General features: G+C 64.3%; 14 protein-coding genes. 9 read left to right on the forward strand and 5 right to left on the reverse strand.

All coding sequences use genetic code 11. The features are described from left to right. Positions 1-27: 27 nt before the first annotated feature. On the reverse strand, positions 28-2,649 hold the full coding sequence (locus tag HDG39_RS25810) for an AAA family ATPase (RefSeq protein ID WP_184009757.1): 2,622 nt from the start codon (positions 2,647-2,649) through the stop codon (positions 28-30). Continuing rightward, positions 2,646-3,851 (reverse strand): metallophosphoesterase family protein, encoded by a 1,206-nt coding sequence (locus HDG39_RS25815; protein WP_184009759.1) that lies wholly within the window; start codon positions 3,849-3,851, stop codon positions 2,646-2,648. The genes HDG39_RS25810 and HDG39_RS25815 overlap by 4 nt, the downstream gene beginning before the upstream one ends. 194 nt (positions 3,852-4,045) lie before the next feature. Here HDG39_RS25815 and HDG39_RS25820 point away from each other — a divergent pair, with 194 nt between their 5' ends. The 4 genes from HDG39_RS25820 (at position 4,046) to HDG39_RS25835 (ending at position 10,196) form a co-directional block, all read left to right on the forward strand. After that, positions 4,046-5,326 (forward strand): DUF445 domain-containing protein, encoded by a 1,281-nt coding sequence (locus tag HDG39_RS25820; RefSeq protein ID WP_184009761.1) that lies wholly within the window; start codon positions 4,046-4,048, stop codon positions 5,324-5,326. Between the two features lie 330 nt (positions 5,327-5,656). Continuing rightward, a complete protein-coding gene (locus HDG39_RS25825) occupies positions 5,657-7,330 on the forward strand; it encodes a hypothetical protein (protein WP_184009763.1) in 1,674 nt (557 codons plus the stop codon). A 291-nt stretch (positions 7,331-7,621) separates the two neighbouring features. Beyond that, positions 7,622-7,828: a hypothetical protein gene (locus HDG39_RS25830; protein WP_311667362.1), complete on the forward strand. Its 207-nt coding sequence runs from the start codon at positions 7,622-7,624 to the stop codon at positions 7,826-7,828. A 388-nt stretch (positions 7,829-8,216) separates the two neighbouring features. Then, entirely contained in the window at positions 8,217-10,196 is a 1,980-nt protein-coding gene (locus tag HDG39_RS25835; RefSeq protein ID WP_184009765.1) for an AI-2E family transporter, read from the forward strand. Between the two features lie 63 nt (positions 10,197-10,259). Here the strand turns inward: HDG39_RS25835 and HDG39_RS25840 are convergent, their stop codons facing one another. Continuing rightward, entirely contained in the window at positions 10,260-11,165 is a 906-nt protein-coding gene (locus HDG39_RS25840; protein ID WP_184009767.1) for a LysR family transcriptional regulator, read from the reverse strand. A 114-nt stretch (positions 11,166-11,279) separates the two neighbouring features. On the opposite strand from HDG39_RS25840, the gene HDG39_RS25845 reads away from it, so the two are divergent. Next, entirely contained in the window at positions 11,280-11,690 is a 411-nt protein-coding gene (locus tag HDG39_RS25845; RefSeq protein ID WP_184009769.1) for a (R)-mandelonitrile lyase, read from the forward strand. 134 nt (positions 11,691-11,824) lie between these two features. Beyond that, complete coding sequence (locus tag HDG39_RS25850; RefSeq protein WP_221305863.1) at positions 11,825-12,526, forward strand: carboxymuconolactone decarboxylase family protein; 702 nt, start codon at positions 11,825-11,827, stop codon at positions 12,524-12,526. Between the two features lie 281 nt (positions 12,527-12,807). On the opposite strand, the gene HDG39_RS25855 is transcribed toward HDG39_RS25850, so the two are convergent. After that, a complete protein-coding gene (locus tag HDG39_RS25855; protein WP_184009771.1) occupies positions 12,808-13,308 on the reverse strand; it encodes an SDR family NAD(P)-dependent oxidoreductase in 501 nt (166 codons plus the stop codon). Between the two features lie 105 nt (positions 13,309-13,413). After that, on the reverse strand, positions 13,414-14,166 hold the full coding sequence (locus tag HDG39_RS25860) for an SDR family oxidoreductase (RefSeq protein WP_184009773.1): 753 nt from the start codon (positions 14,164-14,166) through the stop codon (positions 13,414-13,416). A gap of 190 nt (positions 14,167-14,356) precedes the next feature. Here HDG39_RS25860 and pdxR point away from each other — a divergent pair, with 190 nt between their 5' ends. From pdxR to HDG39_RS25875, 3 genes are all read left to right on the forward strand, one after another. Continuing rightward, positions 14,357-15,865: a MocR-like pyridoxine biosynthesis transcription factor PdxR gene (gene pdxR / locus HDG39_RS25865; RefSeq protein WP_184009899.1), complete on the forward strand. Its 1,509-nt coding sequence runs from the start codon at positions 14,357-14,359 to the stop codon at positions 15,863-15,865. 128 nt (positions 15,866-15,993) lie between these two features. Then, positions 15,994-17,730, forward strand: a complete 1,737-nt coding sequence (locus tag HDG39_RS25870) for an FAD-dependent oxidoreductase (RefSeq protein WP_184009775.1) — start codon at positions 15,994-15,996, stop codon at positions 17,728-17,730. A 21-nt stretch (positions 17,731-17,751) separates the two neighbouring features. Continuing rightward, positions 17,752-17,937: a hypothetical protein gene (locus HDG39_RS25875; RefSeq protein WP_184009777.1), complete on the forward strand. Its 186-nt coding sequence runs from the start codon at positions 17,752-17,754 to the stop codon at positions 17,935-17,937. Positions 17,938-18,001 lie beyond the last annotated feature (64 nt).

The following is an 18,001-nucleotide window of genomic DNA, read 5'->3' on the forward strand; positions in this document are numbered from 1 at the left end:
GTACCGGGTGGTACCAGCCCGCCCCGCTCACGCCACCTTCAGATCCTGCACCGCCCGCTGCCTGACGCCCAGGTCGTCCCACAACTCCGGATGGCACGTGAACACCAGAATCTGATGCCGCGTCGCCGCGTCGATCAACGCGCGTTTGAGCGCGTCGCGGCGCGCGGCATCGGTGTGTACCGCGGCGTCGTCGAGCATCAGCAGAGTCGGCCGGCCTGAGGCCTGCAAGAGATCCGCGTACGCGAGCCGCGTCAGGATGCCGAGCTGTTCGCGCGTGCCGAAGCTGAGCGCATCGAGCAGTTCCGCGCGGCCGTCGCGATCGAGCATCGCCGGAATCAGATCGTCGCCGAGCGCGAGGCTCGACTGCGGAAAAAGCCGCTTCAGGTAGTGACCGACCCGCTCGGTCAACGGCGCACGCAGTTGGGCGAGCGCGGCGTCGCGTTCGTCGACCAGCACTTCGTCGAGCAGACTCAGCGCGCTCGCGCGCAGGCGCAGTTCGTCGTTGCGACGCGTGGCCTGCTCAACCTGGGCTTCGAGCGCGGCAAGCCGTTCGCCGAGGCCCGATGCGCCCATCGTTTCGAGCTGGCTACGCAGCTCCGCGATCCGCAGTTGACGCTCGTGCTGCTCGTTGCGCGCGAGGTCCGCCGATGCGCGATAGCGCTTCGCCTCCGCCACGGGGTCGTCCAGACGCGCCGCATCGAGTTCGCGCTCGCGCTCGCCGCGCTGGTTCTTCAGCGCATCGACCTTGACGCGTTGCTCGACGATATGCGCCTGCCACCGCGCGCGGTTGCGCCGAAACGCTTCGTCGTGCAGCTGTGCTTCTTTACGCTGCAACTGCGCCGTGAGCGAATCGGCCTTCGCAACGCCGCTGGATTGCGCGCCCGCCGCCTGCGCGAGCACCTTGCGCGCGGTCTCCAACGCGTCGCGCGCGATGTCGGCGTTGCGGCGCGCGTCGTCGAGCGGCGGCGCCGCGGACACGTCGGGCAGACTGGCAAGGCGCTCGCTCGACGCCTGCAAGCGCGCCGCCGTCGATGCCAGCGCCGCGCGCAATGCATCGATGCCTTGCGGCGCATGGACTTCGAGAATCCTCGCCTGGCTCTTCTGTTGCGCGACCAGCGATTTCCATTGCTCGTGACGCGCCTGCGCATCGCCCACCGACGCGACGCCGAGCGACCGCAGCAACTGCGCGTGCTTCGCCTCGAGCGACGCCAGCTCCGACAACCGCGCGGACAGATCGGACACGCCCGGAATCACGCGCAGTTCGCCGAGCTTGCCGAGGCCGATGCGCTTTTCATCGTCGACATGCAGCACGCCCGTGCCGCTGATCGTCTGATCGCCGACGCTCAATTCGCCATTCAAGCTGTACTCGATGCGCGTCATCGCCGCTTCGGTCCGCGCGCGCAACACGGTCAATTCGCCGTCGAGCGCGACGACGCGCTTGAACTGCGCGTCGTCGAGTTCGAGCGCCGCCGCGTCTCGCGCGGCCTGCAACACCGCCGCGTTCGCCTTGTCCGCCTCGCCGATCGACGCTTCGAGCCGCTGGCCCTCCTCCCGATAGAAATCGACCTGGCTGCGCAGATCGGCGGCGGTCACGGCCGCGTTCGCGAGTTCGAGCGCGCGGTTCGCCTCGGTCGATGCATGCTCGAATTGCGCCACACGGCTTTGCGCCTGCGCATGCGCGGTTTGCGCGGCCGCGACCTCGACGCGCGCCGCGTCGAGCTGCTCGCGTTCGCGCGCGATGGCCGCCTCCAGTTCGAGCGCGCCCTGCTCCTGCTGCACCGACAACGCGAGTTCGGCCTCGCCGATCTTCAGCGACTGCGCGAGCCCTTCGAGACCGCGTTCGAGTTGTTCGACCGCCGCGGCACGTTGCTGCGCGAGCGCGGCCTTCTGCTCGTGAAGCTCCCAGGGACGCCTGCGCTCGGCGTCGTCGAATGCCTGCTGTTGGGCGGCGAGGCGCGCGATGTTGTCGTCGAACTGCTGGCGCTGCTGTTGCAGCTCGTCGCGGCTCGCGATCAGCGAGGCGAGCTTCTGCTCCGCCTCGGCGAGCGGCCCGGTCGACTTCTGCGTGCGCGCGGTCAGCAGTTGCCGCAGCTCGCGCTGCACGGCCGCGATCAGCGCGTCCTCGCCGCCCGCTTCGCGGCCGCCCGACAGTTGCGTGAGCGCGTCGCGCAGATACTGTGCCGCGTGCCCGGTCGAATCGCGCATCTCCTGCGTGCCGCCTTGCTGCACCCACAACAGACCCGGCACGCCGGCGTTCTCGGCTTTCATCGGACCGCGCGCCGCGCGCGAGAAGCCGAGCAGCGCGGCGAGCTTGTCTTCGGCTTCGTCCTCGCTATACACGGCCTGGCCGATCCTCAGCTCGCAACGCTGACGCGACACGAACTGCTTCGACAGACGGCACGCCACACCATCGAGCTCGAAGCTGACCTCGACCGACGGCTGCCCGCTCGCGAGCCCCCACGGCAACAGGTCTTTCAGATGCGACGCCTTGTAGCGTTCGAGGAACACCGTGCGCACCGCCTCGGCAATCGTGCTTTTGCCGGCTTCGTTCGGGCCGATGAACAGATTGAGACCGGGTTGCAGATCGTCGATCACGATCTGCCCGCCGAACTGCCTGAATTCCTGAATCGCGATACGCTGCAGCTTCATGCGGGGGCTCCTTCACGCGGCGCTTCAGGTTGCTGCCGCTCGCGCATCTGCGCGGGTGGTGCGGCCTGCGAATCGCGTTGCCGCTGGTCGCGCTGAAAACGCGCCAGCAGCAGCAACGCCTCGGCCGCGCGCCGCGCCTCTTGCGGATCGGCCTGCGCGTCTTCCTGCAGGCCGCGCAGCCGCGCCACCACCTTCGCGAGATAGCCGCTTTGCGCGCCGAGTTCGGCGAGATCATCGGAGGTCGGCAGCACGTGCAGGCTGCTCAGATCGGCACGCAACGCGCGCACACGCGCGCGCGCCTGTTCGACCGCGACATGCAGCGCCTCGGCATCGGCGAGCGCCGCGGTGCCGCCGACCTCGATGCGCAGCACGTCATTCGCGCCGAGTTCGGCGAGGCGGGTTTTCAATGCATCGACATCGGTCGGCACCGAAATCGTCTCGTCCCAGCGATGCCACCGGTATTGCCCGACCCGCACCGCGTCGACCTGCGGCACCGCGCCGGGTTCGCTGACGGTAACGTCGAGCACGAAGCCCGGCTCGTTCGCGCGGAAACGGTCCTGCTCGTGCGTGCCCGCGTACCACGTGCGTTCGTCGACGCGCAGATGGCCGTGCCAGTCGCCGAGCGCCAGATAGTCGAGCCGCGCACTGGCGGCGCGCGTCGGCGCGATCGGATTCGACGAATCGATGCCGTCTTGCAGAATGCCGCCGACGCTGCCATGCGCGAGCCCCACGCGGTGATAGCCTGGCGGAGTATCGGTGGAATCGAAGAACGCGGTGGTGTCGTCGTAGGTGATGCGCTGCGTGAGCGGCGCGCACAGCAGCGCGCACCGGCACGCGTCGAGCAGCACGACGCCGGCTTCGAGCACGAGCCGCACGTTCGGCGGCACGCAATCGAGCCGCTGCGCGCGGGTCCACACGCTTTCGACGAGCGCCGCGTCGTGATTGCCCGGCAGCATGATCCACGCTCCGGAAAACGCTTGTAGCGCGGCGAACAACCGTCGGATCACGGTGTCCGACACCGTCTGCAGATCGAACACGTCGCCCGCGACGAGCACCGCGTCGACGTTGCGCGCGGCCGCTTCTTCGGCGATGCGGCGCACCGTGTCGAAGCGCGCCTGGGCGAGATGCGCGGCCTCGTCCGGTTCGAACTGACCGAATTGCGTGCCGATCTGCCAGTCCGCGGTGTGCAGAAACCTGATCACTGTGCCTCCATTTCGATTGCGTTGCGTCCTCTTGCGTTGATTTCGCCGAGGAGCCCAATCGCGAATGTTACCTTGCCGAAGCGCCGGCGCGTATCCAGGCTGGACGCGCGCGCGGGCCGTACCGCATCATTGCAACCGAACCGGCTGAGCCCGCCGACTTTCCAGCCGCCGCCCGACACGATCAACCGCGCCCGATGGACAAGACCACCGAACTGAAGAAGGCCAAGCGCACGCCTTTACTGCTACTGCTCGCGGCCGCCTGCGTTTTCGTCGTCGCCGCATTCCTGCCGCGCGGCCTGTGGGTCGACGGCATCAAGGCCGTCGCCGAGGCCGCGATGGTCGGCGCGCTCGCCGACTGGTTCGCGGTCGCGGCGCTGTTTCGCCGCGTGCCGATTCCGCTCGTGTCCGCGCACACCGCGATCATCCCGCGCAACAAGCACAAGATCGCCGACAACCTCGCGCACTTCGTGCAGGACAAGTTTCTCGACGTGCCGTCGCTGGTCGGTCTGATCCGCCGGCATGACCCGGCGCAGACCGTCACCGCGTGGCTCAGCGAATCGGCCAACACCGCGCGCCTCGGCGACTACGTGGTGCGGCTCACCGGCGGCATCCTCGACGTGGCCGACGACGCGCGCATTCAGAACTTCATCAGGGACGGGTTGCGCGACGTGCTCGCGAAGGTCGATCTGTCGCAATCGCTCGGCGCGATTCTCGACACGCTGACGCGCGACGGCCGCCATCAGGAACTGCTCGACACCGCGATCGATCAGGTGATCGCGGTGCTGCGCGAGGCGCCGGCGCGCGAATTCATTGCCGCGCGCATCGTCGATTGGGTGAAAAGCGAGTATCCGACGATGGAGAAGTTTCTGCCGTCGGTATGGCTCGGCGACAAGGGGGCGGAGGCGATCGCGAGCGCCGCGAACCGTATGCTCGAACAGATCGCGCAGAACCCCACGCACGAGCTGCGCGACAAGTTCGACCAGGCGGTGCAGAAGCTGATCGTGCGGCTGAAGACCGATCCCGTGTTCCTGCAGCAAGGCGAAGCACTGAAGCGCTATCTGGTCGAAGGCGATGCTTTCGGCAGCTACGTGAAGGACATGTGGGGAGAGCTGCGCGCGTGGCTCAAGCGCGATCTGCAAAACGCCGATTCGGCACTGCATGGGCGTGTCGCCGCGATGGGCGCGTGGGTCGGCCGCGAACTCGCGCGCGATCCAGCGCTGCGGCAATCGCTGAACGACCACCTCGAGGAAGCGGCGCGCGCGATGGCGCCGGACTTCGCGCGGTTCCTCACACGCCATATCAGCGATACCGTGAAGAACTGGGACGCGCGTGAGATGTCACTGCAGGTCGAGTTGAATATCGGCAAGGATCTGCAGTACATCCGCATCAATGGGACGATCGTCGGCGGATTTATCGGCTTGTTGCTGTATGTGAGTTCGCTGTGGCTGGAGATGCTGCGGGTGCATGTCGGCTAGCATGCGGATTGGCGGCCCCTACCGGTAGTCTTCCATGCCGCCGATCGGCCGAAGGACGTCGCACTTTTTGACTGATGCGGTTTCGATCGCAGTTTTGATCAAGCAGTGCGCATCGAGCAATTCTCTGACTCGTGCATGCCGCGTTCGCAAATCACTTCGCATTTCGTCACGCGCAAATCGGACAATGGTCTGTACAAAACGGAACTCATTCACATTCATCGTCCGACGTGCCGTATTAAGTCGAACCAACCGGCGTCCATGAATTCGGGGCCACGTTCCCTCGCCGCTTGCCCGATGTATTATCAGCCATCCTACTTACGTCGACTGGCTATGTCCGAGAACCTTACACACAGTGTCGAGGGAAGGGTTGGAGCCACCGGGTTCTTCTTCGTCGTCGCGTATGCGGCGCTTTCGTTGACAGCGATAGCGCTGGTCGGCCCTTATGGCTGGGACGACGGCGCCATCACTATTGCCTATGCGCATACACTCGGGCGACACGGGGTATTCGCGTTGACCTCAGCTTCGGCGCCGGCCGAAGGTACGTCAACTTTGCTCATGACGGCGATGTTGGCGATAGGGCAGTGGATGATGCATCCAGGCTTTCTGGATGCGATCATGACGGCGCAGTTGCTCTCCTTCATCGCAATGAGCGCTACCCTGGTGCTCGTGTGGCGCGCACTTGAACCGTGCCTGCCGAGCCCAACGCATCGCCTCATCGTGGTGTGCTTGCTGGGGCTGCTGCCAGCCTGCCAGGCCGAGATCATCAATGGCATGGAAATGACGGTCTTTGCGTTGCTGCTGTTTGCGTTCGTGCTCTCCTGGCGCGCGCGATCGACACTCGCCTATGCACTGTTGCCGCTTCTGATGCTGACTCGCTTCGAGGCGGTGTTCTATCTGGGATTCGCGCTCGGCTGGATGGTCGTGTTTTCCCCGCAGGATAGGCCGCATGCCATTCGAATGTGCGTCTGGCTCATGCTTTGCTTTCTGCTGATGACAATCTGGAGGTATCGTGTCTTCGGCACGCTATTGCCGAATACCATCCTGGCCAAGCTGCAAATGCCCTACAGCAAAAAAGGCTGGGACGGCGTATTGGTAAAGCTGCGCGGTCTCAAGGATTTCCTTTTCGTGAATGCCGCGTTTCTGGCTGGCATGTACCTGAGCCGGAAGGGAGAGAAAAAGCGCCGTCTGGATCCGATGCCTGTACTTCTAATATTTTCTTTTGCCGTATTCGCGCTCGTATCGGGAAAAAATTGGGGCTATACCGGGCGGATGTTCATGGCCGTGGTTCCCCTTTTCGTCCTTTCTCTCGCAGAACGTTTTGCGAATATGCGTCAACCATATGTATTTCGTGGGCTTTTGCTGTGCCTTTCTGGAACTTTCCTGTTCAACATTGCATTGCTGCGCGACAACGTCGACACGGTAATCCTTGGTGCGGCGATGCGTGGCGTGCTGCCCGCTGCGCTGAATGCGGCGGGAGACGCGGCCCGAAACAGAGCGTGGCACGATTTCCCCGGTGACTGGCGCGGAATTACGCCAGCGAACTACGCGATGACGGGTGCTTCGGTTGATCATCTGCGCGAGTATCTGGGGCAACCGACGCTCAAGTTCATGACGCCAGACGTTGGTGGCGCCGCACTGTGCTGCGAACATCTGGACATTCTGGATTCGGCGCTGTTGACCAACCCATCGCTGGCGCGTCGCGGGTATGCAGGGTTTGCGGACTATCTGAGCAAGGAACGTCCGGAAGTCATCGAAACACATGGCCTTTGGAGCAGCAACAGCGGGATATACTCCGTCGCCGAATTCCAGACGGACTATCTGCCCGCGATTTACGATGGGACGCTTTTCTGGCTGCGTCATGACGTCCTGGAGCGTCTGATTGCTCGCGGCGTGGCGGCCGATCCTGTTCGCCCGGGGAGGTTGCTTGATATTCGCTATGTGGGAGACAGTCGAGACGCCTGGTATCTGATGCGATTTCCCGCTGTGACGGTACTCAGTCCGTGAACTTCTGTCGGCTTGGAAGCTGTTGCGAGCGCCCCAACGGGTAGCAACGGTTCGACGAGGGACCACAGTTCGTCGGGTATGCATTCTCTGAGCTTCGCCTCATATCGCGACAAACCGAGACCGAATAGTACGGAAGGTCTGCTGAACTCGTTTCCTGACCGCTGTACCTTCAGGCGATCAATGCTTTGCAGAGCAGATCGCTTCGCATTTCGGCTTCTTCAAAGGCGTGATGGCGAGCACTCATTCGCATCGGCCTCGGGCTATGTTGCAGTGCTAGTCCTTGCGCTTTACATGAAATCCACCGACGTGACGGTGCTGTACAGCCATCCCCATCGGCTGCGGATTCTGTGTTGCCTGCTCCTGTACTGGATCAGCCGCGTCTGGATGGTTGCATTTCGCGGTGAGATGCACGACGACCCGATCGCCTACGCAATAAAAAACTGCTCCAGCCTTCTGACCATTGTGCTGTGCGTAGTTGCAGTGCTCATTGCGATCTAGCCCGCGATGCATGGTGCGTGACCGGCGCACGCGTTCATCGTGTCGCATGTCGGAATGTGTCGATAAGTTCGACAGCCGCTGACGCCATGTTGCCTTTGGTGACCCTGGCATCCGTCGCCCTTCGCTCACGGTCTCGCCGTTGGGTGTCGGCGTTCTCGAATTCGAGCGGCAAACGGTAGCCAATCCTGCTGTGCAGGCGGCGTACGTCGTACCAGCCCTCCAGGAACCAGACGATGCGCGGCCGGCGATCTGAATCGGCCTCTTACCGCTCGCCGCGACGTGGCAAAGCACCCCACCCCGCCAAACCACCTACAATTCGGGCATCTGTCTTGCTGACGACCAGTGCTCCGCTCGGCCGTCAACACGTCCCAACCGGAATTCTGCTTACATGAAAATATCGCTACCGCCGCCGCATGGGCGGCCCAACCGCGTTTACCCGCCGGGCACGCCGGGCCTGCATGGCCTCGTGTCGCTGATCACCGGCGTGGTGGTCGTGTGCGGGCTGTACTTCGGGCGGGAGGTACTGATTCCGATCACGTTGTCGGTGCTGTTGAGCTTCCTGCTCGCGCCGCTCGTGCAGATGCTGCGGCGTCTGCACATGGGCCAGTTGCCGTCGATCTTCATCGCGGTGCTGTTCGCTCTCGCCTCGCTGCTCGCGGTCGGCGCGCTGATCGGCGCGCAGCTCGTGCAGCTCGCGGACGCGCTGCCGCAGTACCAGGAAGCGATCGAGCAGAAGATCGAAACCGTGCAGGAAAAGACCGTTGGCCGCGCCGACTCCCTGATGAGCAGCGCTGCCAGCGCGCTGCAGCGCGTGGCGCCATCGCGCCCCGCGCCACCGCGCCCGACCGGCCGCGCCGCGCGCAACGCGCCGCAGGTGCCGCAACAGGTCGAGGTGCACGAGCCCGCGCCGACGCCGGTGCAACTTGCGCAGCGCGCGCTGACGCCGGCCATCGCGCCGATCGAGACGACCTTCATCGTGCTCGTCGTGACCATCTTCATCCTGTTGCAGCGCGAGGATTTGCGCGACCGTCTGATCAGCCTGTTCGGTTCGCGCGACCTGCACCGCACGACTACCGCGATCAACGACGCCGCCGGGCGCCTGTCACGCTATTTCGTCGCGCAGCTCGGCGTGAATCTGAGCGCGGGCGGCATCATCGCGATCGGGCTCGCGATCATCGGCGTACCGGGGGCGCTGCTGTTCGGCGTGATCGCCGCGCTGCTGCGCTTCGTGCCGTACATCGGCATCTGGATCGCGGCGATCCTCGCATTCTTTCTCGCAGCCGCGATCCAGCCGCAATGGACGATGGCGGTCCTCACGCTGATCCTGTTCATCGTCGTCGACGTGGTCGCCGGGCAGATCGCCGAGCCGCTGCTGTATGGTCATCGCTCGGGCCTGTCGCCGCTCGCGGTGGTGGTCGCGGCGATTTTCTGGAGCTGGCTGTGGGGGCCGATCGGCCTCGTGCTGTCGACGCCGCTCACGCTGTGCGTCGTCACGCTCGGGCGCTACGCGGACCGGCTCAACTTCCTGACCGTGCTGCTCGGCGATCAGCCCGCGCTGACGCCCGCGCAGAACTTCTATCAGCGCCTGCTCGCCGACGATCCGCACGAGGCGATCGTGCAGGCCGAACGGCTGCTGCGCGAGATGTCGCTGATCGACTACTACGACAAGGTCGCGCTCGAAGGCCTGCGGCTCGCGCGCAACGACGCGCAGCGCGGCGTGCTGATGCCCGACCAGTTGCAGCGGATCAACGACGCGCTCGTCGATATCGTCGAGAACCTCGATATCGCCGAAGGGCTGCGCGATTCGCTGTCGCCTGCCGCACCGGCGGACGCGGGTAACGCGCTGCTTGCCGGGACGCCGGATCTGGCGTCGCCGGGCGCGGGTGCCACGGAGCGATACCGCAGCGATCTGCTCACGCGCTCGCAACAGCCGGACGGAGCGGGCAAAGCCGCGGTGTTGTGCGTGCCCGGCCGCGGCGCGTTCGACGAAGTGACGACCGCGATCGCCGCGCAACTGCTGAACCGCCAGGGCTTCGCGCCGCTGTTGGCGACGCACTCGGGCTATCGCAGTGCGCGCGCCGACGAGCCGAGCTTCAAGGACACGTCGATCATCTGCATCGTGTCGCTCGACGCGCCCGAGTCGCCGCTGTACCTGCGCAACATGCTGCGGCGCACGCGCGAATGGCGGCCACGCGCGACGCTGGTGGTCGGCGTCGGCGTCGGCGACGCGCCGGACGGTAGCGTCGAACTCGATGCGGGCGGCGAGCTGCATGCGTCGCCGACGTTGCGCGCGATGATCGAGGCATGTCACGCGGCGACGGCTGGGCAGCCCATGCGGCAGCCGTCGCAGACGGCCAGCGCCGGCTGAGGCCGGGTGGGATGACGCCGTGACCGGAGTGGTGAAATCTGCGTCGTGATCGCCATTTGCCGGTCACTGCGCTCGACGCTGATAACCGCTCTTCAATGCGTCCACTACAAGCTCGACTGCCCGGGATGATTTGCGGCGGCCAGGGTAATAGACGTGATGTCCGACGAACGTGGGAAACCAGTCTTCCAGCACCCAATTCAGGCGCCCGGCCCGGACGTGCACCTCAGCCAGGTCTTTGGGCACGTACGCGAGCCCAAACCCGCCAAGCGCTGCGTCCATCATCTGGTAGACGCTATTGAAGGTGAGCTGCCCTTCGACCCGCACCTGCAGTTCTCGCCGCCCCTTCCGTAGCTCCCACGGCAGCAGTGAATCTCGCGTTGGCAATCGGAGATTGATGCAGTTGTGCAGCGTTAGATCCTGCGGCGTCTTCGCCGGTGCGGTCGATTGCAGGTAGCCTGGAGAGCCCGCGATTGCCATCGTCATGTCAGGCGCGATTCGCACCGCGATCATGTCTTTGGCCACCTGGTCGCCTAGTCGCACACCGATGTCGTACCGATCCGCGACGATGTCGGCTAACCCGTAGTCATTGATCAATTCAATCTTCAGGTCCGGATATTGGCGCAGCAACGGTTGCAGACGCGGCCAAACATACGAGTTTGCCGCGTAGTCGGTGGTCGTGATCCGGACCGTTCCGCCTGGGCGGCTCGTCATCGCGCGCAAAGAATCGACCTCCGCTTCGATTTCCTGAAAACGCGGTGCAATCGCGGCCAGTAGCCGTTCGCCTGCCTCCGTCAACGAGACACTCCGGGTAGTGCGCATCAGTAACTGAAGGCCCATCCGCTTTTCAAGGCCGGCAACCGTCCGGCTCAAGGCCGACTGCGAGACTCCCAGTTGCGCGGCCGCCCGCGTGAAGTTGCGCTCACGCGCGACGTTCATGAAGCCGACCAGATCGTTGAAATCCTCTTTCAATTAATGCTCCACAGCATAAGGGCATCCCGATATTGCGACCTAGTCGCATCAATTGCCAGGAGTTAGATTAACAGCAGTGGCATATCGCCCCGACGATACCGACGAGGAACAGTCATGGAATTGAAACGTGCGGGCTCCCAGCCCTCGAAGAAAGGCCCTGAAGAATGGTTTACGGGCACGGTGCGGCTCGACCCGTTGAACGCTCCGCCTCCGCCGGCACGCGTTTCGTGCGCGAGTGTCACATTTGAGCCGGGAGCGCGGACTAACTGGCACACCCACCCGCTCGGCCAAACCTTGATCGTTACGGCCGGCTGTGGCTGGACCCAGTGCGAAGGCGAGCCGCGCGTCGAAATCCGAGCTGGTGACGTGATCTGGTGCCCGCCTGGCCACACGCATTGGCATGGCGCAACTTCGACGACCGCGATGACACATATCGCCATTCAGGAAGCGCTCGACGGCAAGAACGTCGAATGGCTGGAGAAGGTCACGGACGAGCAGTACCTCGGCAGCGGCGAGCAGGTGTAACGCCGTTCATGAGGCCGCAGGCGTGCACTTTTGTGCGCGGCAAATCCAGAATGCGGCTGCTGGTGCGCGTCGTTACGGCGACAGCCGTGGCGCTTATCTTCGCTGCCTGTACCTCAATGGAAAGGACTGGAAACATGCAAGATTCATTGTCACAAATTGATCTCACTCCCGTTTCTCCGGCATTCGCGCGTCATACGAACCAGACCGTGCTCGGCGGCCTCTGGAAGAGGCCGCAACTGTCACCGCGTGACCGAAGCATCGTGACGCTGTCGGTGCTCATCGCCCGCAACCAGACCATCGAGATGCCGTTCTATTTGCGGTTGGCGCTGGATAGCGGTGTGAAGCCTGCCGAGATTTCGGAAATGATCACGCACCTCGCCTTCTATTCCGGCTGGGGAAATGCGACCGCAGCGGCTGTCGTCGCGAAGTGTATCTTCGATGAACGTGGCATCGGTATCGATCAGATCCCTCGGGCCGATGTCGAGCCGCTACCACTGAACGAAGTCGCAGAGCAACAGCGTGCGCTGGCGGTCGAGCAAAGCTTCGGCTCGGTCGCTCCCGGCGTTGTTCAGTACACGACCGATGTGCTTTTCCGCGACCTATGGCTGCGTCCAGCACTCGCTCCACGCGACCGGAGTCTGGTCACGGTGAGCGCCCTGGTTGCCAGCGGTCAGGTCGCCCAGATTCCGTATCACCTCGGCCGTGCCGTGGACAACGGTCTGACGAAGGACGAGGCGTCCGAAATGCTGACGCAGCTCGCCTTTTACGCAGGCTGGCCAAACGTCTTTTCGGCGATGCCCGTGTTCAAGGATGTTTTCGCGAAGCGAGCGGCATAAACGTCGATGCCGGAATCGTCCACCGCTTGGAAAACCGCGTTTTTCCAACCGAGGTGAAAGCTCGTCGGCCCGGATGCTGCACTGGCACCGCGGAAACTCGAACAAACATCAGTGAGGGACCCTTCTTCATCTCATACCGGTTCTCGAACATGTTCACGCCACTGACTGAGCAAGGATCCGCAAAAGGCGCTTGACGTGCAAGGGACGATCCCGGGACCTGGCGAATGCTGTATTCGCTATCGGGATACGAAAGGGCACCGGCTTACGGTGCCCGAGGAAAGCTAGCGACCGGCGCTCTGACGGCCGTCGACGTGCAGGATTTCTCCCATGATGAACGATGCTGATTCAAGGAAGAGAATCGCGTCGGCGATATCGCTCATCTCGCCCATGCGCCCCAGCGGAAGAAAGGCGCCCAGCGCCTCACGTGTTTCCGGCGCGAGCATCGGCGACTTGATGATCCCCGGCGCGACCGCATTCACGCGAATCCCTTTCCTCGCATACTCGATCGCCAGTGACTTCGTGTCGGCGTTCAGCCCGCCTTTCGTCAAGCTGCCAGTACCGAAAACACACCACTGACCGCAGCGTCGACGACACTGGCGGTCACGCTGACCACGTGCCCGTTGGATTGCTTTTCCATTTCGGCGATGGCGAATTGCGTGACGCGATAGAAACCCCGCCATGTTCACGTTCATCACCGCCGCGTAGTCTTCAGCGGTGTATTGAGCGAGAGGCTTTCCAATGTAAATGCCGGCGTTGTTGACCAGCGTGTCGATCCGGGCCATGCTTTGCCCAGGAAATTTTCCGCTCGGCTTCAACGCCACCCGAGTCGATAGCCAATATCAAGCAGAACGCAGACATGCTGATTCTGGTTTCGCATCGACCTGAAATCACCCCTTTTCAGTTTGCGCCAGCCACTGGTCCAGGCTCACGCGGCCAATCCGCGCGTCGCCGAGCGGTACGAGCGACTGTTCCTCGACGCGGCCGCCGTAATAGCGCGCACCCTGATCCGTCACAACTGGGCGCGGGTCGCCGACAGACTTCAGATAACGTCTGATGATGGCGGCAAATGGTTCACGGTCCGGGCCCGCGATATCGACTGTGCCGTTCAGTGGCGTGGCGAGAGCGACCTGCGCGAGATTCGCTGCGACGTCGTCCGCGGCTATCGGCTGGAACAGTCCGTCCCCAACGCGCACCGTCCCGCCTTCTGTGCCGGAATCAGCAATCGCGCCGATGAATTCCATGAACTGGGTCGCGCGCACGATCGTATAGGGCACGCCCGCCGCTTCGATCGCCTCTTCCTGCGCGACCTTGGCAACGAAATACGCATTTTCCGGCGTGCGGTCGCAGCCGACGATGGAAAGCGCGACGTGATGGCGTACCCCTGCAGCCACTTCGGCTTTGCCGAGGTTGCGCGTCGAGGTGCGGAAAAAGTCGAGCACCGCCTGAGGCTCCCAGGAAGGCGCGTTCGCCACATCCACTACGACGTCCGCGCCCGCTAGCGCGTTGCTCAGACCTTCCCCCGTCACGGCGTTCACACCGGTACGTGGCGACGCAGCAAGTGCCTCATGCCCGGCCTCGCCGAGCAGCGTGACGAGGCGCGAGCCGATCAGGCCGGAACCACCGATTACGACGATCTTCATGGCACATCCTCCAGATGAGAGTCAGTTGACACGGGCAGACGGCTGGCGGCCGTTGCATCGCGGCAAAGAACTCGCCGCCGTCGCATCGTGTGAGGCTATTGTGAGAAGATCATGAACTATCGAAAAGTGCCAAGAATTGTCGATCGGACCAGGACATCCTGATTCCGGTCTGCTTGCCGGCAAGACCGTGATGACCGTACCGCCTAGCGAATTCACCGTCGATATCGATCGGCAGCTCCAGTTGCCGATCTACCTGCAGATCTGCGCGCGCTTCAGAACCGCGATCGCCGCAGGGCATCTGCGTCCAGGCGATCGCGTGCCCGCGCTGCGCGGCCTCGCTACGCAACTGAACATGGCGCGCGGCACGGTTGAACTGGCGTATACGGTCCTCGTCGACGAAGGCTACCTGCAGATGCGCGGTGCGGCTGGCACGTTCGTGTCGCCCTCGCTGCCAGCTTCAGTGACGCGCTCGCGTACGCAAAGCACAAAGAGTTCGGACGGCACTACCGTACCTCAGACGCCAGGCGAATCGCACGGCGCTCAACCGGCGCCGCGCCAGCTTGCCATTGCCGCCGCCATGAGCGGCGAGCCCCGGCCGTTGCAACCCGGGCTGCCCGCGCTTGACGCGTTTCCGGTCAAGGCTTGGAATCGTCTCGTTTCGCATCGCGCGCGCAGCGGCGAGCGCGCGATGCTCGCGTACCCGGATCCTGCCGGCTACCGGCCGCTTCGCGAACACATCGCCACGTATCTTGGGCTGTCGCGCGGGGTGACCTGCCTGCCGGACCAGGTGTTCGTGACGGGCGGCTACCGTGCGACGCTCGAGCTCGTGTTGCGCAGTCTCGCCCGCCCGAACGACAGCGTGTGGTACGAAGATCCGGGCTATCTGCTCGCGCGCGGTTTTCTTGCCGAAACCGGCGTGCAGCTCGTCGCAGTGCCGGTGGACGAAGAAGGGATCGACGTCGAACACGGCATACGGCTGGATGCGCAGGCGCGCTTCGCGCTGGTCACGCCGTCGCACCAGAGCCCGCTCGGGCACACCTTATCGCTCCCCCGACGCATGGCGTTGCTGAGCTGGGCAGAGCAAGCGTCCAGCTGGATCGTCGAAGACGATTACGACAGCGAGTTCCGCTATCTGGGCCGGCCATTGCCGGCATTGAAGAGCCTCGATCGTCACGATCACGTGATCTATTGCGGCACATTCAGCAAGGTGATGTTTCCCGGCTTGCGGCTCGCGTATGCGGTGGTGCCGGAGCGGGCCGTCGAGCGCGTCGGGCGGGTGGCGCGCAGCATGAACGCCGGATCGCCAACCGTGTTGCAGGCCGCTTTGGCGGACTTCATCGAGCGGGGGCATTTTGCGCGACATCTGAAGCGCATGCGTGCGTTATACGCCGAGCGGCGCGTGCTGATCGTGCGTGCGTTGGAGCAGGCGTTCGGCGAACGGCTGAGCGTCGAACTGCCGCCAGGGGGAATCCAGTTCGCGGCACAGTTCGTCGAGGGCCCTGATGGCCCGGTCGATGACGTCGCGGTTGCGGCGCGCGCCCGCGAAGCAGGGCTCGCCGTTCTGCCGCTCTCGGTCTGGTACGCGAATGGTCGCACCCGTCGCACGCCGCGTGGCGTTGTGATGGGCTTCGCAAACATCGCCAATGCAGGTGAAGCGGGCCACCTCGCGCGGAGCTTGCGCGCCTGTCTGGACGGCTAACGAGCGGCGAAGGTCCCGGTCTCTACCACTCGTCACGTTCGCGCGCGGCGTTGTACCCAAAATGAGGACAGCCGCGCGCGAACGCTGACGCATACTGGACCGATAACGCAAGAAAACTGGAGACACGCATGACCCGCCCGTTCAAGCCCTATCCGTTCGCCCCGCGCCGCTATCCGGCCGCGTTGCCGCCGCTCAACGACGGACGCGATCCACAAGCGCGCGCCGTCGCGATCGTCGGCGGCGGTCCGGTCGGCATGACGCTCGCGCTTGCGCTCGCGCGCCAGGGCGTGCGCTCGGTGCTGATCGAGGCGGATGACAGCGTGTGCACCGGCAGCCGCGCGATCTGCATCTCGCGACGCAGCCTCGAAATCTTCAAGCGGCTCGGCGTCGTCGACGGCTTTCTGCAAAACGGGTTGGCGTGGACCGGCGGGCGCAGTTTCTATCGCGACACCGAGGTGTTCCGCTTCGCGATGCATCAGGACGACGAGCAGTCGCTGCCGCCGATGATCAATATCGCGCAGTATCAGATCGAGCAGTTGCTGCTCGACGAGATCGAACGGCACGCCGATCTGATCGACGTGCGCTGGCAAACGCGTGTGACTGGCCTCGAGCAACGGCCGCAGGGCGGCGCGACCTTGACCTTGCGCAGCGCCGATCCTGCCGATCCGCAAGGCAAAAGCTGGCAGATGGACGCTGCGTGGGTCGTCGCCTGCGACGGCGGACGCAGCACGATCCGCGACCTGCTCGGGCTGAAGCTTACAGGCACGACCTACGAAGGCCGCTACGTGATCGTCGATATCGAACTCGACAGCACGCGCGCGACCGAACGGCTCGCGTACTTCGATCCGCCGTCGAATCCGGGCTCGACGGTGCTCGTGCACAAGCAGCCTGACAACGTGTGGCGCATCGACTATCAGTTACGCGACGACGAAGACCCCGACGCCGCCGTACTGCCCGAGAACGTGATACCGCGCGTGCAAAACTTGCTTAACTCGATGGGCGAAGCCGGCGCTTGGTCGCCGATCTGGATCACGATCTACAAGGCCAATGCGCTGACGCTCGAACGCTATCGGCATGGCAGCGTGCTATTCGCCGGCGACGCCGCGCATCTGGTGCCGATCTTCGGCGTGCGCGGCGCGAACTCCGGCATCGACGACGCCGACAATCTCGGCTGGAAGCTGGGCTGCGTGATCAACGGGAGCGCGTCGCCAGCGCTGCTCGATAGCTATAGCGACGAACGTGTGTACGCGGCGCGCGAGAACCTGAGCTACGGCATGAAAAGTACCGAATTCATGGCGCCGCCGACCTTCGCGTTCGACTTGCTGCGCACGGCCGTGCTCGGGCTCGCCGAACGGCATGCGGCGGTGCGGCCGCTGATCAATCCGCGCCAGACGCATGCAATCGCGTATCGGCAATCGCCGCTGAACTTCGCAGGCGACGGAGCCGATGCGTTCGATCGCGGCCCCGCGCCGGGTACCGTGCTGCCCGAGGGCAGGCTGCTCAAACAATCGCAAGATGGCGCACGGCTCGGCATTCATCTAACCGATCTGCTCGGACCGTGCTTCACGGCGCTGCGCTTCGACGCAGACCGCGCGAACGATGGTGACGCGTGGCAGCAACTGCAAAGCACGCTAGCCCACCAAGGCGTTCCGTTCAACCTGATCGATATCGTCACGGCCGAAGCGCAATCGGCAAACAGCCCGCGAGCGATCGACCCAACCGGCCGCCTGCACGACATGCTCGACGCACGGCCCGGCACCGTCTATCTGAGCCGCCCCGACGGCCACGTTCTCGCGCGCTGGCGCAACGGCAGCGCGGCGGCCGTTCTGCGCGCGCTCGATGCCACGCTGACACGGCAGAACTAACGCGCAAGGACCTTCGACATCATGACCGATTCCGATCTCGACCTCGTCTATACGACGCTGTGCAACACGCTGACCCACGAAGGCGAGGCGCAGGCGTCGCTGTATCTCGCGCGCCTCGCGCTCTTGTGCCTCACCGAACTCGACGACTCGCGGCGCGCGTTGTCGTTGATCGAAGCGGCGAAGCTGCCGGTTGCCGCCACAGCCTAGCGCGGGAAAAAAAAACGCCTCCCTGGAGGCGGTTCGCTAGAGGCGGTAACGGCAATGCCGCAGC

This window comes from Paraburkholderia lebeckiae (assembly GCF_014201005.1).
GTDB lineage: Bacteria > Pseudomonadota > Gammaproteobacteria > Burkholderiales > Burkholderiaceae > Paraburkholderia > Paraburkholderia tuberum.